The sequence below is a fragment of the Bradyrhizobium sp. USDA3010 genome, from assembly GCF_056429065.1.
Map to the genome: position 1 here is coordinate 20,818 of NZ_JBWJZD010000043.1, position 24,831 is coordinate 45,648.

23 protein-coding genes and 2 pseudogenes are annotated in these 24,831 nt (G+C 60.8%); 4 read left to right on the top strand and 21 right to left on the bottom strand.

All coding sequences use genetic code 11. The features are described from left to right. Positions 1–129: 129 nt before the first annotated feature. From AC066Y_RS37495 to AC066Y_RS37555, 13 genes and pseudogenes are all read right to left on the bottom strand, one after another. Complete coding sequence (locus AC066Y_RS37495; RefSeq protein WP_478278243.1) at positions 130–1,473, bottom strand: cytochrome P450; 1,344 nt, start codon at positions 1,471–1,473, stop codon at positions 130–132. Then, positions 1,473–2,318 (bottom strand): SDR family oxidoreductase, encoded by an 846-nt coding sequence (locus AC066Y_RS37500; protein ID WP_478278244.1) that lies wholly within the window; start codon positions 2,316–2,318, stop codon positions 1,473–1,475. The genes AC066Y_RS37495 and AC066Y_RS37500 overlap by 1 nt, the downstream gene beginning before the upstream one ends. After that, positions 2,305–2,613, bottom strand: coding sequence for a ferredoxin (locus AC066Y_RS37505; protein ID WP_478278245.1), 309 nt, complete (start codon positions 2,611–2,613; stop codon positions 2,305–2,307). Before AC066Y_RS37505 ends, AC066Y_RS37500 begins: the two co-directional genes overlap by 14 nt. 1 nt (position 2,614) lies before the next feature. Continuing rightward, positions 2,615–3,904, bottom strand: a complete 1,290-nt coding sequence (locus AC066Y_RS37510) for a cytochrome P450 (protein WP_478278246.1) — start codon at positions 3,902–3,904, stop codon at positions 2,615–2,617. A 94-nt stretch (positions 3,905–3,998) separates the two neighbouring features. Continuing rightward, positions 3,999–5,201 carry a cytochrome P450 gene (locus AC066Y_RS37515; RefSeq protein WP_478278247.1) on the bottom strand — a complete coding sequence of 401 codons (1,203 nt, stop codon included), beginning with the start codon at positions 5,199–5,201 and terminating at the stop codon, positions 3,999–4,001. Positions 5,202–5,401: 200 nt separating this feature from the next. Continuing rightward, entirely contained in the window at positions 5,402–5,569 is a 168-nt protein-coding gene (locus AC066Y_RS37520) for a hypothetical protein (RefSeq protein WP_478278248.1), read from the bottom strand. Between the two features lie 338 nt (positions 5,570–5,907). After that, entirely contained in the window at positions 5,908–6,150 is a 243-nt protein-coding gene (locus AC066Y_RS37525) for a hypothetical protein (RefSeq protein WP_478278249.1), read from the bottom strand. 372 nt (positions 6,151–6,522) lie between these two features. After that, complete coding sequence (locus AC066Y_RS37530; RefSeq protein WP_478278250.1) at positions 6,523–6,672, bottom strand: hypothetical protein; 150 nt, start codon at positions 6,670–6,672, stop codon at positions 6,523–6,525. A gap of 219 nt (positions 6,673–6,891) precedes the next feature. Beyond that, positions 6,892–7,161 (bottom strand): annotated as a pseudogene (locus AC066Y_RS37535) (fumarate hydratase); the annotation flags it as partial. A 67-nt stretch (positions 7,162–7,228) separates the two neighbouring features. Continuing rightward, the gene (gene citF, locus AC066Y_RS37540) at positions 7,229–8,821 is read right to left on the bottom strand and encodes a citrate lyase subunit alpha (RefSeq protein WP_478278251.1); all 1,593 of its coding nucleotides are present in this window, start codon (positions 8,819–8,821) and stop codon (positions 7,229–7,231) included. A gap of 492 nt (positions 8,822–9,313) precedes the next feature. Continuing rightward, positions 9,314–9,679, bottom strand: a complete 366-nt coding sequence (locus tag AC066Y_RS37545; RefSeq protein ID WP_478278252.1) for a cytochrome b/b6 domain-containing protein — start codon at positions 9,677–9,679, stop codon at positions 9,314–9,316. Positions 9,680–9,806: 127 nt separating this feature from the next. Beyond that, positions 9,807–10,949: an ABC transporter substrate-binding protein gene (locus AC066Y_RS37550; protein WP_478278253.1), complete on the bottom strand. Its 1,143-nt coding sequence runs from the start codon at positions 10,947–10,949 to the stop codon at positions 9,807–9,809. Between the two features lie 735 nt (positions 10,950–11,684). After that, on the bottom strand, positions 11,685–12,833 hold the full coding sequence (locus AC066Y_RS37555; RefSeq protein WP_478278254.1) for a CaiB/BaiF CoA transferase family protein: 1,149 nt from the start codon (positions 12,831–12,833) through the stop codon (positions 11,685–11,687). A 225-nt stretch (positions 12,834–13,058) separates the two neighbouring features. On the opposite strand from AC066Y_RS37555, the gene AC066Y_RS37560 reads away from it, so the two are divergent. Both AC066Y_RS37560 and AC066Y_RS37565 read left to right on the top strand, forming a co-directional pair. Beyond that, complete coding sequence (locus AC066Y_RS37560) at positions 13,059–13,904, top strand: HpcH/HpaI aldolase/citrate lyase family protein (RefSeq protein ID WP_478278255.1); 846 nt, start codon at positions 13,059–13,061, stop codon at positions 13,902–13,904. 38 nt (positions 13,905–13,942) lie between these two features. After that, a complete protein-coding gene (locus tag AC066Y_RS37565) occupies positions 13,943–14,881 on the top strand; it encodes an NAD(P)-dependent oxidoreductase (RefSeq protein ID WP_478278265.1) in 939 nt (312 codons plus the stop codon). Positions 14,882–14,959: 78 nt separating this feature from the next. Here AC066Y_RS37565 and AC066Y_RS37570 read toward each other — a convergent pair whose 3' ends face one another. The 7 genes from AC066Y_RS37570 to AC066Y_RS37600 form a co-directional block, all read right to left on the bottom strand. Beyond that, positions 14,960–15,886 carry an electron transfer flavoprotein subunit alpha/FixB family protein gene (locus AC066Y_RS37570; RefSeq protein WP_478278256.1) on the bottom strand — a complete coding sequence of 309 codons (927 nt, stop codon included), beginning with the start codon at positions 15,884–15,886 and terminating at the stop codon, positions 14,960–14,962. After that, on the bottom strand, positions 15,883–16,632 hold the full coding sequence (locus AC066Y_RS37575; RefSeq protein WP_478278257.1) for an electron transfer flavoprotein subunit beta/FixA family protein: 750 nt from the start codon (positions 16,630–16,632) through the stop codon (positions 15,883–15,885). Before AC066Y_RS37575 ends, AC066Y_RS37570 begins: the two co-directional genes overlap by 4 nt. A 167-nt stretch (positions 16,633–16,799) precedes the next feature. Further along, positions 16,800–17,234 (bottom strand): hypothetical protein, encoded by a 435-nt coding sequence (locus tag AC066Y_RS37580; RefSeq protein WP_478278258.1) that lies wholly within the window; start codon positions 17,232–17,234, stop codon positions 16,800–16,802. A 12-nt stretch (positions 17,235–17,246) separates the two neighbouring features. Next, on the bottom strand, positions 17,247–18,881 hold the full coding sequence (locus AC066Y_RS37585; protein WP_478278259.1) for a GMC family oxidoreductase: 1,635 nt from the start codon (positions 18,879–18,881) through the stop codon (positions 17,247–17,249). Positions 18,882–19,030: 149 nt separating this feature from the next. Further along, positions 19,031–20,011, bottom strand: a complete 981-nt coding sequence (locus AC066Y_RS37590) for an ABC transporter permease (protein WP_126261737.1) — start codon at positions 20,009–20,011, stop codon at positions 19,031–19,033. After that, the gene (locus tag AC066Y_RS37595; RefSeq protein WP_478278260.1) at positions 20,008–21,528 is read right to left on the bottom strand and encodes a sugar ABC transporter ATP-binding protein; all 1,521 of its coding nucleotides are present in this window, start codon (positions 21,526–21,528) and stop codon (positions 20,008–20,010) included. Before AC066Y_RS37595 ends, AC066Y_RS37590 begins: the two co-directional genes overlap by 4 nt. Before the next feature lie 58 nt (positions 21,529–21,586). Continuing rightward, positions 21,587–22,573: a substrate-binding domain-containing protein gene (locus AC066Y_RS37600; RefSeq protein WP_478278261.1), complete on the bottom strand. Its 987-nt coding sequence runs from the start codon at positions 22,571–22,573 to the stop codon at positions 21,587–21,589. A 331-nt stretch (positions 22,574–22,904) separates the two neighbouring features. Between AC066Y_RS37600 and AC066Y_RS37605 the strand changes: the two genes are divergently transcribed. Both AC066Y_RS37605 and AC066Y_RS37610 read left to right on the top strand, forming a co-directional pair. Beyond that, positions 22,905–23,672, top strand: coding sequence for an SDR family NAD(P)-dependent oxidoreductase (locus AC066Y_RS37605; protein ID WP_478278262.1), 768 nt, complete (start codon positions 22,905–22,907; stop codon positions 23,670–23,672). 29 nt (positions 23,673–23,701) lie between these two features. Beyond that, entirely contained in the window at positions 23,702–24,598 is an 897-nt protein-coding gene (locus AC066Y_RS37610) for an amidohydrolase family protein (protein ID WP_478278263.1), read from the top strand. Between the two features lie 112 nt (positions 24,599–24,710). Here the strand turns inward: AC066Y_RS37610 and AC066Y_RS37615 are convergent. Continuing rightward, positions 24,711–24,831: pseudogene (locus AC066Y_RS37615) on the bottom strand (ISAs1 family transposase); the annotation flags it as partial.

Consider the following 24,831-nt stretch of genomic DNA (forward strand, 5'->3'; position numbering starts at 1 on the left):
TCATGTCCTTGTTCCTGACAGGCGAGCCGCCGAGGTGTCGTCCGCGTCGCACCGTGCGCGCGCGGCGAGTGCAGCAATGCCGCGCGTCGCCGGCACCGCTGCCTCGCCACAGGGGCATGCGGTGCCAGCTCATGAGAATCCGATGCGGATAGTCATGGACGGATGTGCGGTCGGGTAATAGCGCCGGCCTTTTTCGACGCTGCTCAGCAACCGCGGCCGCACCCCGGCCTCGTGCATGGTCAGCGCCAAGGCGATGCAGAACTGCACCAGTTCCAGCCATGCCAGGTGGTAGCCCATGCAGACGTGTGGGCCGGTACCGAATTGCAGCATGTCCACCGGACGGATCGGCTCGGTGCGTTGCAGCCACCGCGCCAGCCGAAACTGATCAGGCGCTTCGTGCAGCAGCGCCGAGGTCGAGAAATGCAGCAGCGGGATGCACAGATCGGTGCCCGCGGGAATGCGCTGTTGGCCGAGTCGCAATTCACGCAGTGCGCGACGCACCAGGAGCGGCGTCGCCGGATGCACGCGCAGCGTCTCGCGGAACAGCGCCTCGGCGACCGGACACTGCGCCAGGTCCGCGTGCCGGCTCGGCACCGCGCCCACGCGTAGCGCCTCCTCGACCAGGGCGTCCCACAGCCCAGGCTGCCGCGCCAGCTCGATCACCATCCAGGCCATCGTCGAGGCGGTGGTGTCGTGACCACCAAGCAGCAGCAAGCGGATATTAGCGACCAGGACGTCATCGGAAAGCGGATCGTCGCTGCGATCGAAGGCGCTCACCATGTCGTTGATCAACCCGGTGCGCGAGGCATGTTCGCGCGCGGCGCGGACGAACTCGCGCAACCGCGCATCGATCCAGTCGCGGGCGGCGCGGCCGCGCCGCAAGGGCAGTCCGGGCAAGTCGACCGGGGGCGCGACGATCAACTGCAGCAGTTGCCGGTACTTGCGATGCCATCCCGGCAGGTCCTGCGCGGGGATTCCCATGAGACTGAAGATGAGCTTGAGCATCAGATCGCCGGTTTCGCGCAGGATGGTTACGTCGCCGCGGTCGCGCCACCTCTGCACGCGCGCCCGGATGACGGGCGCGAACAGCTCGCCGATGCCGGCCTGGGTCAGCCCCTTGGGCAGGAGTGCCGCCTGGATCGCATCGCGCGCCTGCCGGTGCGCGATGCCGTCCTGGGCGACCAATGTTCCCCCAAACAATTCGGGCGCGATGTCTTCGATCAGCGCCGAGGACACGTCTTTGTGCCGGAGCAGTGCGAGAGCATCCGGATCCAGACTGGTCATCAGGTGTCCGGCAGGGCCGAAATCCAGCCAGAAGTGGCTGCCCAGCGTCCGTTCCGCGCGCCGCAGCAGGCGCGGCAGGTCGCAGACAACGGCGGGAAGATGCCCGACCAAGGGGAAAGCGCCGGGCACGACCGGGATGTCGTGCCGCAGCCGATGCCGACGGTTCAGTGGGTTGAGCAGCATGTCCATCAGCAGCGCGGCGACGCGTCCGCTTTGGCGGTCTTGCCGGAAGGCCGCGCGGCGCGGCTGTTGCCACCATCGGCGTATGTCGGCACATGCGCCAGCATGCCGCCGTCGATGCACACGACCTGGCCAGTGATGAACGCAGCATCGTCGGAGAGCAGGAACGCCACCAGCGCGGCCACGTCCTCGGGGCGGCCGACGCGCGGCAGGAGCTGGTGCCGGCGCAGATGCCGTTGCGTGCACTCATCCAGCTTAGCGAGGAGACGATCGGTCATGATGAGACCCGGCGCAACCGCGTTGCAGCGGATCTGCGCATGACCGTACTGGGTGGCGAGCGAAGCGGACAGCATGTTCATCGCCGCCTTCGACGCGGCGTAGGATGTCTGCGCGGTGTCACCGCTGAGCCCCTGGCACGACGACATGTTGACGATCGCGCCACCGCCGCGGGCGATCATCCGTGGGATGGCCTGCCGGCAGCAGAGCAACGTGCCGCGCAGATTGGTCGCCATTGTCTGATCCCAGACCGCCAGTTCCAGGTCAAGGATCGCGTGGTCGCGCGGAGTCAGATGCATGGCGCTCGCGTTGTTCACCAGCAGGTCGACCCCACCGAAGTGCCGCTCCGCCGTTTCGAACAGCGCTACCACCGCCTGCGCATCGGCGATGTCTGTTGCCGAGGCCAGCGCGTGGTCCGCCTCGGATGCAATTTGCGCGGTGCAGGCTATGGCCGCCGAGCCATCAATGTCGGCGATCACCACTCGCCCTCCCTCGCGCGCGATAGCGAGAGCGCATGCCTTGCCGATGCCGCCGCCGGCGCCGGTCACCACTGCCACCTTGTCTTCAAACCGTCCCATCGTGTCCTCCTGGATGGCGTTGGTCTCTCTCGGCATGCCGCTCGGCCTCCGCTGCAAAAGGCGCAGGGTCGGCGCTGGCGCGCTCGTCATCGCCAGCGTCGCTTTCGATGACCCGAATGGCGGCGACCGGGCACTGGCGCGCCGCGAGCCTCACGGCGGCGTGCAGCGCTTGCGGGACCGTCGCCACGCACACTTCGGCCACGCCGTCCGGTTCGCGCTGGCGAAAGGTGCCCGGCAGCGTCAGCACGCACTGCCCGCTGGTTCCGCACAGATCCTGGTCGACCACAACGCGCATCTCAGCTCCCCCGCGCATGCAGCCGCACCGGCAGCGCGCGGAACGTCCGAAGGAAGGCGGAGGGCTCCCGGGTCGGCTGCTCGGCCAATGCCAGCGTGGGGAAACGGGCCTGGATCCGCGGCAGGCTCTCGGCCAACTGCACCCGGGCCAGTTGCGCACCGAGGCAGAAGTGAATGCCGTGGCCGAAGCTCAGCATGATCTGCCCGTCGGTCGACATACCTGGACTGGTGCCGTAGAACCGCGCCGGATCGAAGCGATCGGGATCGGCGAAGGCGTCCGGGTCGCGATTGCCGGACGCGATCAGCACGCGCACGTCCGCGTTCTTCGGGATCACCACGCCGCCCAATTCGATGTCGCGCTGGGCGATACGCGGAATGGAGCTGAACATCGCGGGCGCGTCGCAGCGCAGGACTTCTTCGACGAACGCCTTCACCCCCACGGCGTCTCCCTGCAGCCAGTGCCTCTGTTGGGGATACGCCAACATCGCCAGGACCGCATGGTCGATGGTGGCAGCAGTGGTGGCGAAGCCGCCCAGCAGCATGCCCCACAACATGCTGATCAACTCCGCATCCGACAGCGTGTCGGCATCATCGTCGTGTGCGCCGACCAGCATCGACACGATGTCGTAGCGGGGATCGGTGCGCTTGCGCTGTATGAGGCCGCCGAAGTAGGCCTTCACTCTGGCACTGGCCGCGTCCGCCGCGGCGAGCTGGGGATCGCTGGCGTGCGGGCTCAGGCCTTCCAGAATGGCGCCGATGCCAGCGGCGAGCCCGAACATGTCGTCCTGGGGCATGCCAAACAGTTCGGCGAAGACCAGCATGGGCAAGGCCAGCGCGAATTCCCGATGCAGGTCCACGGCCTCCCCGCGCTCCAGCGCGGGCGCCATGCCGTCCAGGCGCGCGGCGACGATGCGCGCGATGGCCGGCCGCAGGTCGTCGATCTGGCGCATGGTGAAATCGCGCGAGATCAGCCGGCGCAGACGCGTGTGCGCCGGTGGGTTCTTCATCGCTAGCGTGGACGCCAGCAGATTGAGCGATAGGCTGGTCGCCGCATGCGGAAAATAGCGCGCCAGTTCGCCCGGTTCCGGCGCCCGAAACACATCGCCCGTGGCCTTGAGCGCCCAATAGATGTCGGCGTGGCGGCTCAACAGAAAGAGGCCCGAAGCCGCGCGATGCACCGGATCGGTCTCGCGCAGCCACCGCATGAACGGATATGGGTCGTGGATGCACGCAGGCGACGCCAGTTCGGCGAAGGCATCCCGGCATACTGCCGTGGTTTCTTGCACGTCCATCTTGGTTACCCATCGGCTGGCTGATCTGACCGGCGCGCCCCACGCGCGCAGGCAAATTGTGGAGAAGATCGCGATCCGCGGCGCCGTCCGCGCATCACCAGAGCACCGGGAACTCCTCGAACCCGCCAGTGATGATCTCCTTGCGCAACTTCAGTTCTTCGGGCGGCACGGCCAGGCGTAGCGCGGGAAAGCGCTGGAAGATCGAACCGAACACCGCTTTGAGTTCGAGCCTGGCCAGCGCCCCGCCGATGCAGGAGTGCGGCCCGTAGGAGAACGCCAGGTGCGGCTTTTCCTGGCGTCCAATGTCAAAGATTTCCGGGTCATCGAAATGGCGCGGATCGAACGACGTCGCCGGCAGGCCGACGAGCACTTTGCTCTCCGCGGGAATATCCACGCCCGCGATGGTCACGTCGGTCCTCGGATAGCGCATGATGCCGTCCCAGCCCGCGCCCGGCGGGTACATGCGCAGGATTTCCTCCACCGCCTTGTCCACCAGGGATGGATCGCCGACCAGGCGTTCGCGCTGTTGCGGATGGCGGAACATCGCCAGCAGGCCGAATTCGATCTGCGCGACGGTGCTCTCGTGCCCCGCCACCAGCATGCCCGCCGCCAGGCCGACCGCCTCTTCCTCGGTCGCCTTGCCCTGCTCGACCGCCGCGAGCAGATCCGTCAGCAGGTTGTCGCCCGGATCCTGGCGCTTATCCCGCATCTTGCCGCGCATGTAGGCGCGCAGTTCTTCCCAGGCCCGGCACGACGCACTGCGCGGGCCGCTTTCATGCTGGTGCGTCATCACCTCGTCGGACAGCCGGGCGAAAAAGGCGCGATCCTCGTAGAGCACGCCCATCAGCGCGCTGATGACCATGGCCGGAAGCGGAAAGGAGAGGTGGCGCCTCAGGTCGGCGGGCTGAGGCTGGGCCGCTAGTTTCCCAAACGACTGCGCGGCGATCGCTTCGACCTGCTGCGCGAGCAGCTTCAACCGGCGGTTGCTGAAGGCCGGCGCCACGATCGTGCGTAACCGAGCATGCTCGCCCCCCTCGTGCGAGACCAGCCAGCCCGGCGAACCGAGAATCACCGAATCCGGGGTGAATGCCGGCGGCGGCATTCCCGCGGGCCGGAACGCCGCGTCGGACAGCACCGCCTTGGCCTCGTCATAGCCCGTCACCCACCAGCCTTCGTGTCCGGACGGGAAGCGCACGCGGTGGATCGGACCGTTGGCGCTTAGCGTTAACATCTCCGGCGAAGGCTCGATGTGATCGACGCGCCACATCGGCAGCGTCGGCAAGGATTGTTCGGACATGGTGGCACTTCATTCTCTAAGCGATGAATGGGCGGAAGGTTACCGATAGGAGCCGCGGGCAGCGAATGCGCAAGACGGCAGGTAGACGACATCCTCCCCGGCGATGGTCAGCGCCAGATCCCCCATCCGCACGAGCGGCGCGAGGAAGGCGCAGCGCAATTCCAGGCGTGCCAGCGCAGCGCTCAGGCAGAAATGCGGCCCTAGCCGAACGAGAGGTGCGGGTTGTGCCGCCGCATGACATCGAACCTGTCGGCATCGCCATAAATCGACTGACCGTAGGGATCGGTGAAGGAGGTCGAGGTACCACCACCGACTTGTCCGCCAATATAGCCTCCGGACCAGTCGCACACTTCCCGTGGCAGTTTCACTGGCTCCCAAAAGAAGAACTCTAGATCGCATCCAACCCTTCCCTGCATTTGCTCGTCCACAACCGAGCGCCAAGTCATTGCACAGCAAACCGTCGGAACGGACGAAACGCGAACAGCGACGCGCGCCGTGTCCCGAAGACCATCGCACTGCGATTGGTGATGATGCCGTAAACAGAGCAAATCGCGTGCCGAGGTGAATTCGCAGGCTCCGCAGGCACTTCGTAGCGGCGCGTATGTCAGGTTTCTGGCATTGAGTCTCAATGCCGACAACCGGCGCAGCAAATGCCCGACAAAGGCCTGCTCTCGCGCTGAATGCGCGTGGCGGCCCTTGCGCGATTTCAAGCAACCGGATTGGTTGCGGCAGGTGACCGCTTCTGGCAGTGGGTGGAAAGCCGCTTCAGGATTGCGAGGTCGAGGCCCTCGTTCTCGAGCGCGAAGGTGAGGTGTCCTTCGAGTGTCGCGTCTGGGGCATGGCGTGGCGTATAGATGCGCCATCCCCCTTCCTCGATGATGCGATGCTTTGTTCCAATGGCGGATAGCGCGCGGGGAATAGGAACGGACAGGTCGTAAGCGTCGATCAAGGCGGCTAGCCAGCGGGGGTCGCGGCCTCCGGCAGCCTGCGATCATGAAAAACGCTCGCCGGCCCTGAAAATTGTATCTGCATGAGACCGACTCCTGAAAACCCTTCTCCGGCCGTGAATTTTGGCTGCCATTTCGCCTTGGGTACTCGAAACAGACTTTACCCCACGAAAAACGCTCTCCTGAAACAGGAAATATGAAAACCTTCACATTGTCCGCCGCAGATTTTGCCCAGGGGGAGCCATACGTAGTTCCGACCTACTCAACCCTCCAAAAAGTAAGCTTGAAAGTTCAATTCCAAATGGAGCCGACTTTCGGTGAAATCGAGCGGACATTCGTCCAGAACCGGAACGCTCTGCAAAAAGCCGCGCTGATCAATTCGCATTATTCGTCTGCTCGAGTTCGGCCCCTTCGAACGGCGCTCGCGTGGCGGCTGCCGTTTCGGCACGAAGACGATCAGCAATGTCGTCGCCGAGCGCCTGATCTCTAACGGTCGCGCGGAAATCATTGGTGACCGCTTGCAACTTAAGCGCCGTGAGGCAGCAGAGTGATGCCTACGGACGGCTCCGGCAGGTCATGAACGGATCTTTGGCCACGACGTTTCGGCCGACCACCCCGAGCCCATGCGCCCGCAGATTACCGTCCGCCTTCCGATACGCAAGGCCTAGTCGTCCTCGCCGGTGAGTTCCTTCCATCGCCGATGTCGACATCGACGAAGTTCGCCGGATCTCCGCGGCCAAAAGGCTTCGTGTCGCCGCGAAGCGCGCGTTCATGCCCACTTTCACAAAGGCACTTACCAAGCCCGTATCTTGGCACAGGGGCCGCTTTCCGAGAGCGGACATTCGCGAATTTACAAGAATCTGGGCGATCGCATCCTTCGCCGCGGGGCTCTTCTCGGTTTCATAAGCATAGTTCAGGTGACGAATGTAGTCTGGTGGATGGTAGTAGGAAATGTATTGGAGAGCGTCCGCGACGCTACGAATGACATCATCTTCGCTAATGAGCGCGGTCATAATAGATCTTCTCCTCCGGGAGGCCCAAATGCACAGTCGACGAAAATAGCTCGATCAAGGATGTGACCTAACCGCGGTCGGGGCTTTCATTGGATCTCCAGGTCTTCGTCGTTGTGATCGTCGGCACCGCTCTCACGACGTCGATGACGGTGCCATCCCTGTATTCGACCACTGCGACGATCTTGTCGTCCTCGATGGCGCGCGCCTTCACTGGGCCTGCCTTGCGTATCGCTTCTTCCTTCAATCGTTCGATCGAGACCACAGGTATATTCGCGAACTTTAGGCGATCCAGCAGGTCGGTGCGTTGAGGATTGACCGCGACGCCGGATTCGGTGACGACGACATCGACGGTCTCCCCTGGCGTGGTCAACGTTTTGACACGATCGACTATCTTCGGCACGTTACCGGCCGTCAGTTGCGTGGTTATCAATGTGAGCTTGGCTCCGGCAGCGGTGTCCGCATGTCCTCCCGATCCTCCGAGGATCAGGCCTTGATTTCCGGTTGTTACGTTGACATTGAACGCGAGATCGACTTCGGCGGCCCCAAGGATGACTGCGTCCAGCTCGTTCACGACACATCCGCGATTGTGCGGATTGGCATACATCGAAGCCGACATGCCGTGATGGGCCGGGCTGCGGCGGTAGGATGCCACGGCTTCGAGATCGAAAGCCTGAACGTCGAGCAACGCACGAAACAACCCCGCGTCGAACATTTCGACGATCCCGCCAGTGATGCCTCCGGAAGCGAAACTACCTTGCACCTTGCGGCGGATCATGATGTCTCGAAGATAAGCCGCTGCGGCTAGCGACACTCCGCCGGCGCCGGTCTGAAACGAGAAGCCCTCGTCCAACAATCCCGATGCGTCGATTATCCTAGCTGCCATTTCGGCAATCTGCAAACCAACGGGATTTGTCGTCAGACGCGTGGTTCCCGAGACGATCTGCTCCGGGTCGCCGATGGACTCGATGGCGACGACGAAGTCGACGCTATCTTGTGAAATCTCTATAGGTGTCGCCGGATATGGGACCAGATTGTCTGTGATTGCAACGACGTGATCCGCGTACTGGACGTCGGAAACCGCATAGCCAAGCGGGCCGCAGGCGGCCCTACCGTTGACGCCGTTGAGATTCCCGCATCTGTCGGCGGTCGGCGCTGCAACGAAGGCGATGTCGATGTGAAGTTCACCGGACTCGATGCAGCGCGCACGGCCCCCGTGCGTAAACATCAATACAGGCTTGGCTAGTTCGCCCCTCGAAACCGCATCGGCAAGCGGTCCATAGATGGTGCTCGCCGCCAGTCCACCCACGACCCCGCGATGTATGTGCTGGACCAGAGGAGCATGGACGGAAAACAGCGCGCTTGCCGCCACTGTGATGTCTTTCAACCCCTTCGCAGCAATCTCTGACAGTACCAGATTCAGGACGCGATCGCCGTTGCGGAGATGGTGGTGGAATGAGATGGTCGCACCATCCCGAAGCTCACATGCGTCGAGCGCCGCCCTAACACTTGGTAGTGTCTTGGGAACGCCACGCGTGGCGCTGCGGACGACTGTCGCGGCGCGCGATATGGGACCGGGCACCCGCAATGCTCCAGCGAAGGGGTTAACGTTGCCATAGCCTTCTATGGAGCTGGGTAACCCTCGTCCAAGTATGTCCGGCATCTGCGACTTTCCTTCGAGCAGTGCGGAGGGGTCTGCCATACAGCGTCGTTTGGCTTTGAGAACGAGGACTAATACCCCTGTGCCAAAATCCAGGCGTCAATTGCCATATGTGGTGGGGCGGAGAAATAGCGAATTCGTTTGAAGAGCTAGAGCAAATTCCAATGGCAGCTAGCTCACCCTTTAGAGACGGACCGGAGCGGTCAGTGACCGCGCGCTTAGCGTGACCTTGATGTTTTCGAGCACTTGCCTAGTTTGAACGCGAATGTTGCGGCCAGAGCGGGTACCAGTAACAAAAAGCCTCACGGTATGGCCGTCTTTGCAATAATTACATTCGTGTGCGACGCAAACAGTTCCGTGAGAGCCGTGGAGAGCCAGAAGGTCGTAATGGTCGCAAGCGCGACAACCCCTGCCACTGGATGAAGGGTCCTGGTCATAGTCTTCCAGCGGTGAGAGTTCGTTGCGCCTGTGGTGTCGCGAATCTTGGATTGCGGGTCATCTGCTGAACCACATGCGCCGGAGAAGATGGTCGCGGCGAATGAATTGGTGATAAAGGGCGGCACCGGCGTGAAGCACGAGCAAGGCAAGCAGGAGCCGCGCTCCCAAGCCGTGCGGCACGTGGGCGGATGCCTCTAGAAGTCCGGCAGCAGGGCGCCCTCTCCGCCAAAGATCGCTAGCGTTGCGCCGCTCAGCGCCATCATCCCGATGCCGCTCGCGATCATTCCCAGGGACGACGAGGTAGAAGAGGAGGTGAACCGCTCGAGCTAAGCGCTCCTGCCACCGCGGTGAACCGCCGACCGGATCGGGCTTGCGAGATGGAAGCGGGCGCCGCCGCTGGGCAACAAGCAAACCGCGCGCCAACTTGGCGCGGTTGCCGAACGTTCTGTCAATGACAGTCCGTCAAAGAGCGCGAGGCGCTCTCTGACATCCTCAGCGCAAGAGCAGATGGGCACCTGGCTTGACGACGTGCTCGCCGTTCCGCCCCGGCTTACTTCCAGGCCGCACACTTGCTTTCGCCGCGTGTCGCGAACGCCTGATCGCCAGGGACCTTCTCCTCGAGCTTGAGGTAGTCCCAGGGATATTTCGATTCGGCCGGCGACTTGACTTGTGCGAGATACATGTCGTGCACCATGCGGCCATCCGGCCGAATGTAGCCTCCTGTCGCGAACATGTCGTTGATCTTCATCGACTTGAGCTGAGCCATCACCTTTTCGCCCTCGTCGGTCCCCGCCGCCTTGACCGCCGTCAGATACGTGAGGGTCGCCGAATAATCCGCAGCATGACCGCTATTCGGCATTCTCCCCGTCCTCTCGAAGTAGCGCTTTGCCCACTTTCTGGTTTCTTCGTTCGTGTCCCAGTACCATGCATCAGTCAGATACAGGCCCTGGGTCGCCTTGAGGCCGAGCGAGTGAATGTCGCTCACGTACATTAGAAGCGCGGCCATGTTCATCGTCTGGTTTACACCGAACTCGCTCGCCTGCTTGATCGCTTTGATCAAGTCTCCGCCGGCATTTGCCAAACCGAGTATTTTCGCTTTGGACGCCTGCGCCTGAAGCAGATTCGAAGAATAGTCCGACGTGTTGATTGGATGCTTGGAGGATCCAACGACGGTGCCGCCGTCCTCCTTCACCACTTTCGTTGTATCAGCCTCGAGAGATGCGCCAAACGCATAATCTGCCGTTAGAAAAAACCACGACTTGCCTCCGTCGCGTACCACCGCTCCTCCGGTCACTTTCGCGAGAGCGACAGTGTCATAGGAATAGTGAACCGTGAAGGGCGTCCATTCTTCGTTGGTGAGCCGCGCCGTGGCCGCGCCGACGTTGATATAGACCTTCTTCTTCTCGTTCGCGACGAAGGCGATCGCCAACCCCGCAGCAGAGTTCGAGCCACCGAGCACCATATCGACGCCCTGGGTGTCAATCCACTCCCTCACCTTGTTGGCTGCGATGTCGCTCTTGTTCTGATGATCCGCGAATACGAGCTCGATCTTCTTTCCATTGGCGCTGCCGCCGAAGTCGGCGATGGCCAACTTGATCGCCTCGACCCCGCCCATGCCGTCGATATCCGCATAGGTACCGCTGATGTCGGTGATGAAGCCGATGCGACGATGTACGGCGCCAGAATCTGTCATCCGATGCTGCCAATCACCGACCGACGGGAGCACCTGATCGTTCGGCCGTCAGCTGCTCGATCGCGCGTTTGGTTCTCCTGACGTGTTTGGAGGGACAGTGACGCTGGAGCGCCGAAGAATTCTGCGCTCGTAGTTGTCCGCGAGATCCAGAAGTCGTCGCTTAATGAAGGGATCGGCGTCCCGCGCAATCTCCCTAAGCTGACGCACGCGCTCGACGAGAAAATCGTCATCCATCGGCTCGATTCTCCGAGACAGGCCGACACCATGTTGATCAACGCGAACGCACACCTCATGCGAGGACGTATTGCAAACCACTATGGCAACGAGAACGATTTACTAATTGGTCGGGAGCCGTTTGGCTGGCATCTTCTCGCCGTTTCTCCCGCGCATCCTCCTGGGTGCCACTGACTTGAGCCCGGCACACCTACGCCGGGCTTTTTTATTGCATTTGCGCGCGGCCACTTCAAACGCGTCGACGTCACGTTGACGGGCGCGCGGTAATCGCTCTTAGCACGATAAGCAGGCTAGCGCCGCAATCAGGCCGCTTTTGACAAATGCGTCTTCTAAGCTTGTCTGCCTAGACCTTGTACACCTGCAACGCTGGGACCAGCCGAAAGCAATGATGCCGTCGACGGCAAGAGGACGATCCGCTTATCCAACCGTCTGGTATCACTGGAACCTTGGAGTGTCCCTGGAGCCCACTGTCCAAAGAGCTCGTGGCCCGAATTGCTGGCATCACGCATTGCTTGCGACCCGGACGCGCTCCGGCGAAAACTCGGCTCTTATCCTGTTTCCATCGCGATCGTGGCTGGGGACCCCGCCACAGCACTTCGACTCGCCGCGCACCGAACTACCAGGCGCCAGGAGTTCGATGTCGCCACCATCGGTCGCCACGGTAACGTACTTGTTTTGCGGGTGGTCGATAAGATCCTTGAGTTCGGAAAAATGTCCGAACGCGATGCGCGCGCGTGACAGGCGCGCGACACACTCATCAGAATCAAGCTTTACGATTTGTTCGGCACACCACGCCTCGACCTGGGCTCGGTTCTCGATGCGAACCTTATTGCTCTCGGACCCCGGAGCGAGCACCTGCGTCGGCGCTCCGAAGACATCGGCACACAAGGACTTCCACTCACGCTCATTTTGCACCGATATCAGGACGTCCTTGCCATCGCGGCACGCAAACTTCCCGTACGGAACAATGGACGGATGCCTTAGCCCAAGTCGCATTGGCGCAAACTGCCCGTACTTGTGCTGCAGAAAGGGGACGTTCATCCAATCAGCCATCGCGTGATAGAGAGAGACGTCGATCACACGGCCCTTGCCGGACCTCGAGCGCCCCAGCAAGCCTTCAAGGATTGCCTGGTAGGCGGTCATGCCGGCCGCGATGTCGCAGACGGAAACGCCAACACGCGCGGGTTCATCGCCGATCCCATTGACCGCACAAAGGCCTGTTTCTGCCTGAATCAGGAGGTCATAGGCCTTCTGCTCGCTTCTTGGTCCCTCGCGGCCATAGCCGCTGATGTTGCACACGATCAGCCGCGGATTGAGCACCAGGAGTTCATCGGAGCTGAAACCGAGCGATTCGATCACACCGGGACCGAGGTTTTGAATGAAGACATCGGCCCGCCTCAGCATGTTCTTGAGCAGCGCCTTATCCTCCGTCGCTTTCAGGTCCAGAGCGATTGATTCCTTTCCACGATTGAGCCGGACGAAATAAGCGCTCTGGCCGTTCACGAGTGCATCGTACGCCCGGGCAAAGTCTCCCTCCGGCCGCTCGACCTTGATCACTCTCGCGCCGGCGTCAGCGAGCTTGCCCGATGCATAGGGCGCGGCGACGGCGTGCTCGACGGCAACAACAATGATGTTAGAGAGATCCGTCATTGTGCGTTGCCTCCATTCCTGTACCTGAAGACTGTGGCCCAATTGCCTTCTCCGCAACTGCATTGTGCCGATGGGTGCTATTGGCTTACCCTATCGAGAGTCCCGCGGCTTTCAGTCATTGGTTTTCGCAATATCAGTGGTCAACGATTCGGTGTTGCGGTCGCAGAAGCGGATGCTTAACGCTGCCCGAACCTCCGCGACGACGCCTTTGGGTGGGACATGACGATGAGCGATCCATTTCTTGCCTTGTTCATTCCCGCCACGAGGCCTGAACGCTTCTACAAGGCGGCTTCTTCCGGCGCCGACGCGATCGTCATTGATCTCGAAGATGCAGTTGCGGCACATGATCGCGCCGCTGCGCGGAGAACGTTGCGCGCCGTTCTTCCAACGCAGGAATTTCCCGGCCAGGTCGTCATCCGCATGAACGGACCTCGAACGACGGATCACGATGAAGATGTTCGTCTCCTCGAGGATCTGCCGAGCTCGATCGGCGTCATGCTCGCCAAAACGGAGCAATGCGAGGACCTCCCACGCCTCGCCGACTTGCTTCCGGGTCGCTTGCCAATAGGTCTGGTTGAGACGGCTACAGGCATCGCCAACGCCCGCCATCTCGCACCTCTATGCACCCGAGTGGCGTTCGGATCGATCGACTATGCGAATTCGATCGGAGCCGCTCATTCGGCGCGCGCCCTGCTGGCGGCCCGGTCGGAACTCGTGTTCGCCTCGGCCCTCTCGCGTGCGGCCGCGCCGCTCGACGGCGTGACTATTTCGATAGGAGACGAGGCAGGAATTGAGTCCGATGCCTCCCTGGCCCGAGAGCTCGGCTTTCGGGGCAAATTGCTGATCCACCCTGCGCAGGTCGTGCCGGCGCTGCGCGGCATGGCCCCTCCGGCAGCGGATCTCGAGCATGCCCGCGCGGTTCTCGCGGCAGGCAACCGTGGCGCCCACGGGGTCGACGGGAAGATGGTGGATGCACCGGTTGTCGAGACCGCAAGACGCATTGCTGAGGACTACGACCGAATACATCGCCGGATCGACGCCATTGTGCGCAGATCCCCCTTGGCATCGTAGTTCATCCGCGAGCCCGCCCATTCAGGACCGACCGGCGAATTAAAGAACGCGAGGAAAGGTTGCGGCGAGGTTGCCGCCAGAGAGGAGCAGATATGGAGAAACAGATAGGTATTATCGGGATCGGCCTGATGGGGCACGGCATTGCCAAAAATCTTATCCTCCGAGGGTGGAAGACCCGTTATCTAAGACACGCGGGCAACCAACCGACGGACGATCTCGATGCGAAGGGCGCGGTGGGGTGGCCTTCAGCGTCAGAGCTCACGAGAACATCCGACGTTCTCATCCTATGCGTTACGGGCACTCCTCAAGTTGAGGATGTCCTGACCGGGAGCGGCGCCGTACTTGATGCGCTCCGCCCCGGTACAATTGTTATCGACTGCTCGACAGCAATTCCGAGCTCGACGATCAGGTTGGCGGAGTTGGTCTCCGCAAAAGGCTGCCACTTTGTCGACGCTCCAATGACGCGCACTCCGAAGGAGGCCGAAGAGGGCCGGCTCAACCTCCTGGTTGGTGGGGACGCCGCTGTGGTCGAGTCCTTGCAACCTCTACTTTCTTCGTTCGCGGAAAACATCTTTTACGCCGGCGGCGTCGGGTCAGGGCACCAGCTCAAGCTGCTCCACAATTTTGTGTCACTCGGCACCGTCACATTGATCACGGAAGCCGTGGCCTGCGCCGCTAAAGGAGGCGTCTCAATGGGCGCACTTGTGGACTGCTTGAGCCGCGGTGGCGGCGCCGGCGTTGCGCTCGATCGGCTCATTCCTTACATTCAAAAAGAACAAACGGAACGACTTCGCTTCACCGTGGCAAATGCTTGCAAGGATTTTTCCTACTACAATCAGATGGCTGATGAACTCGGCGCTTCGCATTTAATCGCCGCTGGCATCTATCACACCCTAGATGGTTTGGTTCGCTGCGGCGAAGGAGACGCATACATGCCCCAGCAAGCCACATTGCTTCAGAAGCATGTCATAACGTGATCGATGCCGAGGCTTTCAGCGCCTCGCCTGAAAGAAGGGACTTGTCGGTCCCTTCTTCACCGCAACACTCCAGCATCCTCACAGCGCCTTTTCCAGTTGGGGCAAGGCCTCGAATAGATCGGCGACCAGGCCGAAGTCCGCCACCTGAAAAATGGGTGCATCCTGATCATTGTTGATCGCCGCGATAATCTTAGAGTCCTTCATACCAGCGAGGTGCTGTATGGCGCCGGAAATGCCGACCGCAATGTAGAGTTCGGGTGCCACCACTTTGCCGGTTTGACCCACCTGATAATCATTCGACACGAAACCCGCATCGACGGCCGCACGAGACGCGCCCACCGCGGCGTTCAACTTCCGCGCCACCGCTTCGAGCAGCTTGAAATTTTCGCCGGACTGCATACCCCGTCCCCCCGAGATGACAACCTTGGCTGAAGTGAGTTCAGGTAGATCCGATCGAGAGATGGTTTCGCCCACGTAGGAGGACAGGCCCGGGTCAGCAACGGCCTCTTTACGCCCGACGACGGCGTTCCCGGTCTCGCTTGCCGGCGGAAACGAGGCGATACGCACCGTGATCACCTTCTTCGCGTCGGTCGCTTGGACCGTCTGGACGGCGTTGCCCGCATAAATCAGTCGGACAAATATGTCGGCTGCCTTCACGTCCGACACTTCAGACACCTGCATCACATCAAGCATCGCGGCCACGCGCGGCATGTAGTTCTTGCAGTTATTGGTGGCCGGCGCGACGATGTGATCGTAATCGGCCGCAAGCGCAACAATATTCGCCGCCATGGGCTCAGCCAGCGGACGCTCGAGCTCCGCAGCGTCGATATGCAGAACCCTCGTCACGCCGGTCAATTTTGCCGCATGCTCAGCCGCTGCCGCGGCCTGGTAGCCCGCCACGAGTACGTGAATATCGCCACCCACCTTGGCGGCCGCGGACAGTGCCTTGTGAGTAGCTTCTTTCAGCGACGCGTTGTCATGTTCCGCGATGAGTAGAACGGTCATCGGATCGCACCCGTTTCCTTGAGCTTTGCTGCGAGCTCGCTCGCCGAACACACCTTCACGCCTGCCTGCCGTTTTGACGGCTCCTCCGTCTTGATCAGTTTGAGGCGCGGTTTAACATCTACGCCGTAGTCTGCTGGAGTCATTTCGTCGCAAGGCTTCTTCTTTGCCTTCATGATGTTGGGCAACGATGCATAGCGCGGCTCGTTCAGCCGGAGATCCGTCGTAACTATAGTTGGCATCCTGAGCCTGACGGTCTGCAGGCCGCCATCCGCCTCGCGCACGACGGTCAAAGTCGAATCCTCTATGTCGATCTTCGAGGCGAACGTACCTTGTGGCCAGTCCAGCAACGCGGCGAGCATTTGTCCCGTTTGATTGCAGTCATCGTCAATGGCTTGCTTGCCCAGAATCACGATGTCGGGTTTTTCGGCTGTAACGACTTCCTTGAGCACCTTGGCCACGCCGAGCGGCTCCACATAGTCCTCGTGCTTGACCAGAATGGCCCGGTCGGCCCCCATAGCCAGCGCCGTGCGTAGCGTCTCCTGGACCTGGGCAGGGCCGATCGAAACAACCACCACTTCGGTGGCCTTTCCGGCTTCCTTGAGGCGCACCGCCTCCTCCACGCCGATCTCATCGAAGGGGTTCATCGACATCTTCGCGTTGCCGATGTCCACGCCCGAGCCGTCGGCCTTAACACGGATTGCGACATTGAAATCGACGACGCGCTTCACCGCGACGAGAATCTTCATCGATCGAATTCTCCCGATCTTTTTTGACAGTTTGGACTGAGATGTGTGCCGGAACGACTTTTCGATCGCCTGCGCTCGATGCACTTGGCGACAGGACTTGGCTTCGGCGACGGGCCCGGATTGGAGCAACGGGCAGGCCAGCCGCACGTGGACGACGGCCTACCCCTTCAAAGTCCGGAGCGACTTGACCTAGACCTTAACGTAGCAAGGCCGCGGGCAATAATGGGCTCGATCGTCTCCATGATCTCGTCGTAGTCGGGATTCATGGGAAGCGCCTGGAAGCCGGTGAATCCGAGATTCTTGGATACCTCTTCCCCCGAAAAATACGCGCCCGCGACGAACCGACCGACGACATCCATTTCCTCGACCGGGATCGCATTGAGAAACGCGAGCGGATCGTGAGGCTTCTCCGCAGGCAGCTTGGAGACGATCTCGTAGAACCGTGGCGCGAGATCCGGGCGCGCTTTGAGTGCGCGCGGGAGCAGCGTCTCCAGAACGCCGGCGGCCCTCGCGGAGGGCATACCCAGTTCATTGTCCCCCGGGATCATGGCATCGCACAGCCACCCCAGCTGAGCGCGAATGTCTTCGTATGTAGTGGACATAAAAGGTGCTCCTCAGGCGACTTTCGATGAGACTCTCTGATCGCGACGACTGTTTACGATCGCTTCGGCATTGCGCAGAGCGAGTGCGGCCACGGTTCCGGTTGGGTTCACCGGCCCCGATGTCGGCATCACGCTGCCGTCCATCACGAACAAATTCGGGACATCGTGGGCGCGTCCGAATCCATCGACCACCGATGTCGCGGGGTCCGCCCCCATGCGAACCGACCCGAGAATGTGCCAGCCTGTTTCACGCGAGTCCGGCGCGATAACGGTCTCGTACGCCCCCGCCTCGCGCATCGAGATCGCGGCGTGCTCCTCGTGCCATTTGACCAACTTTCGGGAATTGTCGTCACACCGGTAGATGAGTTTCGGCGCCGGAATTCCGTCCGCATCCTTCAAGACCGGATCGATCACGACCCTATTTTCGGGATTCGGCAGATCTTCGCCAATAATCGACCACATCGCGGAGCGACCGAACCGCTTGTGAACGATCTTGTGGAATTCCGCTCCCCAGCCCGCGCGCTTACCCCACGGCCAGACGCCAATTGTCCCGAGCGGTCCGCCCGTGCCCATGAGCTGCCACTTTGCGCCGCGTAAGAACCCGACACCGGGCTGCGTCTCCGTGAATTGCTGCGAATAGGCTCTCTGTCCGGTCGGACCCTGCCAACTGTCGAAGTGATCATCAAACAGGCCCATCACCATGCCGTGGGGGTGCATCATCAAGTGGCGTCCGACCATATCGGAGCTATTGGCGAGCCCCTTGGGGAACTTCGCACTATGCGAGTTCAACAGGATCCGCGGGCTGCCGATGCCGTTGGCACTGACGATGACGATTCGCCCCGCCTGGAAATGCGTCTTGCCCGACTCACGATCAATATAGGTGACGCCGGTCGCGAGACCCGATGGGTCGGTTTCGACCCGTGACACGCGCGCCCGCTGCACGAGCTTCACACCTAGCTTGATGTTGGTGGGCCAATGCGTCCGGTCGACGGACCCCTTCGCTCCGTCGAAACAGGCCGGAGCCATGCATGCACCGCGCCGCACGCACGGGTTCATGCCGTTATGCTTCACCGTGGCAATGGCGTTGGTACCAGGCCAAATGTGCCACCCCAGACGCTTGTGAGCAGCGAATAGTTTCTTGTCGATCACGCCCATCGGCATGGGCGGGAGCGGTGGATCGAACGGCGGATAGGATGGATCACCACCCACTCCCGACACGGACATCTGCTCCTCTGCCCGCGCGTAGTACGGAGCCAGGTCATCATAGGTCAGCGGCCAGTCCGCACCGACGCCGTCCAAAGTCTTGACGCGGAAATTGCTCGGCTGAAAGCGATGCCACGCCGCGGCGTAGATCACTGAACTTCCTCCAACGCCATTCCACATGAACGGCGCAACGTCTGATTCCTCGTCGTTGATCGGATAGTCGGCTGCATTCATGCGCCTGTTCGGGTACCAACTGAACACCTGGTCTCTTTTGAGCTCGAATGTCGGCTCGTCGAAATTGATCGAAGTGTAGTTCGGGTACTCGCCCTGCTCGAGGCAAACGACGGATAATCCAGCCTCCGCCAGCCGGCGAGCCGCGATCGCTCCACTCGGTCCGGAGCCCACGATAACGGCGTCCACAATGTCCTTCGTGCCTGTATTCACGGCATCCTCCTCGTTCCAAATCAACGCTTACGCGTCGATGGCTTTTTCAAACGGCTGTCCTGATAGCGGTGTGTCGTCCGCAAGTTCTTTTCATCGGGCCCTGCGCGTACTCGCCCCGATTTCCGCGCAGGGCCCTCCCCCTGGGTGACTCAACGCGATCCCGCAATACGCTTTTGGAGGGCGTCCAACAGGACCGCGGCAAGAATGATCGAGCCGGTCGCGAAGTCCTGCCAAAAGATGTCGATGCGAGCGAGATTGAGGAAGTTCCTGATCAGCGCGATGACCACGACACCGATGATCACTCGCAGGATATTGCCCTGCCCGCCGCTGAGGCTGACACCTCCGATAACAACGCCGGCAATCACTTCGAATTCCAATCCGCGGGCCGTGTCGGCCTGGATCGATCCGATACGCGCCAGCAGGACCATCCCGGCGAAGGACGCGCAAAGACCACAAATCATCAGACAAACGATTTTGATGCGATCCACGTTGATTCCGGACAGCGCAGCCACATTTCGATTCGCACCAATGGCATACACCTTCTTTCCGAAAGCCGTGTGGTTGAGGAGGACGTAACCCGCCAGAATCGTCAGGATTGCGATGATGAAGGGCATCGGAATGCCAAGGGGTCGCCCAAGGCCGATAATCCTGAATGACTCCGGGACGTTGGACACCACCTGTCCTTGAGTTGTCACGAACGCTAGGCTTCGGGCGATCATCATCGTTCCGAGCGTGGTTATGAACGACGGGATGCCGAACTTTGTCACGACAACGCCGGCGAAAAGGCCGAATAGCGGCCCCACCACCAGCGCAAGCGCAAACGTTGCCGTGATTCCGATCTCGGGCATCAGCTTGCCGGCAATGGATGCCGTCAGGGCCAGGACGGCACCCACGCTGATATCGAACTCGCCGTTTATCATCACGATGGTCATGCCTGCAGCCACGATTAGCGCTGCCGACATCTGAGCCATCAGGTTCTGAATGTTTATCACGGACGCAAATCGCGGTGAGACGATCGACATCACCACGACCAGAACGAGCAGGACGGCCACGGACTGGATGAGACCGTACGAGCGTCGAATACTCTCCTGCAAATTCGAGCGCCCAGCCTCTAGCGTGTATGTGCTCATGCCGCTTTCCTCCCACTGACCGAAGTTTCGAGAATTCGATTGTGCTCCAGCTGCGCGCCGGCAAACTCTCCAACGATGGAGCCGCGGAACATCACGATAGCCCGGTCACAGAGCTTCTCGATGTCCGGCATCTCGGTGCTGATTATGATGACTCCGACACCTTCGGAGGCAATGCGTTCGATGATCTTTCTGATCTCGTCCTTGGAGCCGACGTCTATACCGACGGTCGGATCATCCAGAATGAAAATTTTTGGGCGCGTTTCCAGCCACTTCGCAATCAGCACCTTCTGCTGGTTTCCGCCACTTAGCGTTCTGATCGGAACATGCGCGCTCGGCGCCTTGACGTTGAGCTCACGGACGCACCGCGTTCCCATGGCGTCGATCTTGCTCCTCGACAGCAACCCCAGTGCATTGCGCAACTTGCCGATGATGGGAAGCCCAACATTCTCCGCGATGGTGAAATCGGGGAGAATCCCCTCACGCAGCCGGTCACCGGTCAACAGGGCCACCCCTTCCTTGATGGCCTTGCCGGGATTCCAATGGCTCTTTACGTTACCGCGGATCGCGATCGTTCCCTTGGACGGCTGATATCCCTCGACGCCGAACAAGGTCTTTGCGAGCTCCGTGAGACCGGAGCCCGTTAAACCGGTGAAGCCCAGGATTTCGCCACGATGAAGATCGAACGAAACGTCGTGAAGCATCCCTGGCACACTCAGACCCCGCACCGACAGAAGCACCTCAGTGCTCGCGACCGCACCTCGCTTGCTCCTGGCGTCGACTTCGACCAGCTTACGTCCGAGCATATGCTGCACAACCTCCGAAATCGAGGTCGACTCCTTCTGCAGATTGGCGATGGTCTGGCCGTCGCGCAATATCGTAATCGTGTCGCAGATCCGAAATACTTCGGACAGATAATGGGAAACGAAGACGATCGCGACGCCTCTGCGAGACAACTCGGTAATGAGCTTGAGAACGACGTCGACCTCGGTTGCGGTCAGCGAGGACGTGGGCTCATCCATCAGCAAGATGGTTGGCTCCCAAGTCATCGCCTTGATGATCTGCACCATCTTCTTCAGGTCATTCGGCAGCCGGCTGACTTGCTGACTTGCGTCGACCTCGATTCCGTAGTGGTCGAGAAGCTCTTGCGCTTTCGCGTTGAGGCTGCCAGCCGTAAGAACGCCGAGACGACTCGTCGGCTCATTGTTCAGAAAAATGTTCTCCGCGACGGTCATTCCTTCCACAAGATTGATGTCCTGATGAATGGTCACGATGCCGCGCTTGAGGGCGTCGATCGCGTTGTGTGGGCTGTAATCTTTCCCGAGCAACTTGATGCTCTCGGCAGAATCGGCCTGGTACACGCCGGCTAGAATCTTGAGAAGGGTGCTCTTGCCCGCTCCGTTCTCTCCGACGAGCCCAACCACCTGTCCCTTTTCCAGCGTGAAGCTTGCGCTTCGAAGAGCCTTGATGCTGCCGAAGGTTTTCTTGACGTCCTTGCAGACGAGTGCCAACTCACTCATTGTTTCCCCCGTCCGGAGTGTCCGGCATTCGCCGGACACTCCACTATTTGTTCGCGCTTCAATTGACCTTGGCGTCGAGGACCTGCGGTTCATTGACGAACTCGGCAGCGTTGGCCTTGGTCATGAGTTTCGGCGGCAACTCGACCAGCTTCTCCGTTTTTCCGCCGGTCAGGAACGACAGCATCGAGTTCATGCCGACATAGCCCATCTCGAAGGGGTTCTGGACGATCGTGCCCGCGATCTTGCCTTCCTTGACGAGGCGGTAGGCCGTGGGATCGGTATCGAAGTTGACGAGCTTCACGTCCAAGCGCTTCGCCGCCTCGAGCGTCGCCTCAGCACCGATCGTCGGCGCGTGGTTCTGGAAGAAGACACCGGCGATGTCCGGGATCTCGGTCAGCGTATCTTCCATCGTGCGTCGGCCGTCCTCGAGGGAGAGCTTCATCACCTTGCGCGGAAGGACGGTCAAGCCGAGCTCCTTGGAGCGCTGCTCGAAGCCGCGATTGCGGTCGATGATGCACTGCACGGCCGGACCATGGTCGAAGACGATAACCTTGGCCCCCTTAGGCACCAGAGTGGCCATATGATCGGCGGCCATGCGACCGCCCAATTCGTTCGCCGTCACGACGTAGGTCACCCAGTCGCCCGAGTTTAGGCCGATATCGGTGACAACAACCGGAATCTTGTTCTTGTTGTAGATATTCTTGACCGGATCGGCGAGAACGACGGAGTCACCAGGGAAGATCAGCAGACCATCGATCTTCTGCGTATAAAGGTCTTCGAGATCTCCGACCTGCTTGGTGGTATCGGTGTCGCCGCCGTTGGTCACCAAGAGCTCGACCGACACGCCCTTCTTTTCCCATTCGCCCATCGCCTTCCGGGCGCCGGCGATCTGTGTGCGAAGGAAGGTATTCGTGCCCCAGAACTGGGAATATCCGAGCTTGAACTTCTTGTCCGCGGCCATCGCCCTGCCGATGAACGGCGATGCCAGAACGGACGCTCCAAGTAGCGTCGAAAACTTCAATACGTCGCGCTTGCTAACAGTCATTCCCACCTCCCTATGCAAAAGAATATTCTTCTCCGAGCCACCGTCGGCTCGTCCGATCGCTCTGTTCTGGAAGCGGCGGCGCCAGACCTCACGGCAATGACGTCAGCTTCCTGTCTCAAAGCCGGCACGGTCCGAGCATGGCGATTGGATCCCCCGATCGGCAATTGTCCCTACGCTCTGGCACCGATTAGAATTTGATATCGCTGGCACCGACCGCTGGCAGGCGGCCATAGCCAGTACCAATTGCCATCAGAATGAATGCGGCCTAGCTGCCTGCGCGCCACCTGGGATTACGTCGCATCCTCACACTAACCTTCGGGAGGACTAGCTCATGCAGGCAAAAGGGAATGGTATGAAAGATTGCGTCGTGCTCGTGACGGGAGCTGCGGGGGGAGTCGGCAAGGAAGTCATCCGTCAACTCGCCGAGAACGACGCCAAGATCATCGCGACGGACATTGCCGATCAGGTTCATGACCTAAATAGGGAGTTCTCCGGCGCCCGGATCACGACGATCACCGGCGACGTCTCGAAGAGCGTCGATGTCGAGAAGATCTTCGGTGCTGGCGAGGACAAGTTCGGCGCCGTTCAAGCCCTTATCAGCAACGCCGGCTACATGATTGCCAAGGCGCTGCACGAAACCAGCGAGCAAGACTGGGATGCAGTCCTCGCGGGGAACGCAAAATCCTTCTTCCTGACCGCGAAGCGAGCTCTTTCAAACATGCTGGCCGCCAAGAAAGGATCGATTACGGCGACCGGCTCCATCTCCAGCGTCGTCGGACTGCCTTCCCAGGCCGCTTACTGCGCTTCGAAAGGCGCCGTTCTGCAGCTCGTCCGGCAACTGGCCGTTGAGTATGCCGGCTCGGGCGTCCGCGTGAACGCCGTCGGTCCGGGTGCTATCAATACGCCGTTCCTCACGCGCTATCTGAATGGCCTTCCCGACCCGAAGGCAGGCGCGGATGCCGTGAAGGCCGCGCATCCGATGAAGCGTTGGGCCGAACCCGACGAAGTCGCAAAAGCCCTGGTTTTCCTCGCAAGCGACGATGCCGCCTTCATTACCGGCCATATCTTGATGGTCGATGGCGGGTACGTCGCGGGCTGACCCATAGATAGAGCCATTGGAGAGACGTCATGTCCGTCAGCGCCATAATCGACCCCCATCATCACCTCTGGGATCTCGAAAACTATTCCTATCCCTGGCTTTGCCAAAGCGGCGAACCGGTGGCTCCGATCGTAGGTAGCCTCCGGTCCATCATGAAATCCTACTCACTCGCGGACTACCGCGAGGATTCCAAACGATGGAATGTCGTGAAGGACGTCCATCTCGACGCGCTCTCGGCCGACATTCTCACCGAGACACGTTGGCTTCAGGACATGAAAAACAAGACAGGTTTCCCGACGGCCATCGTCGCGCACGCGGATCTGGAGGCCGACAATGCCGACAGCGTTCTTGCAAGCCACGCGGAAAGCAAGGCGGTCCGCGGCATTCGCCAGATCCTCAACTGGCATCAGGATCCTCGCTACACTTTCATCGAACGTTCGGACCTGCTGCGAGACCCGAAGTGGCTGAAGGGTTTTGGCCTGCTGAAGAAGTACGACTTCTCCTTCGACCTTCAGCTCTATCCCCACCAGATGATGGACGCAGCCCGCGTTGCCCGTGACCACGAGGACACGACCATCATCCTGAACCATACCGGAATGCCTCTTCAGCGGGATGCGGCGGGCGTTCAGACCTGGCAAGACGGCATGCGGGCTCTGGCGTCCGTTCCAAGCGTCCATGCCAAGATCTCAGGCCTCGGAATGGTCGACCCTGAGTGGACGGTCGCAAGCATCCGGCCGTTCGTCCTCAAGACGATCGACTACTTTGGGGTCGATCGGTGCATGTTCGCAAGCAACTTCCCAGTCGACAAGATCTACGCCAGCTTCGACCGGATCTACGAGGCTTTCTTCGAGATCGTGAAGGACTTGTCCGATACCGACAAGAAGAAGCTCTTTCACGATAACGCTCTACGCGTCTATCGGCTTTGACATCGGGTCCGCGAGCATCGGCGCACTGCCGCGACAATAAGTATCTACATTGTTGCAGTAGTCCGTGGGACGGACCACGACAGGAGCCAACCCCACCCCCTTTTGCGCAGGGCTATCGCATGTGGCCGAGGAGTTCGAAGAGGAATGCATCGTTCCATCCGGCGCGCTTGAGCTTGCCGCGCAGGGAGACTGTCGTGTCCGGGTGGGCTTGGGCGACGTTGAGAGCCAGACGC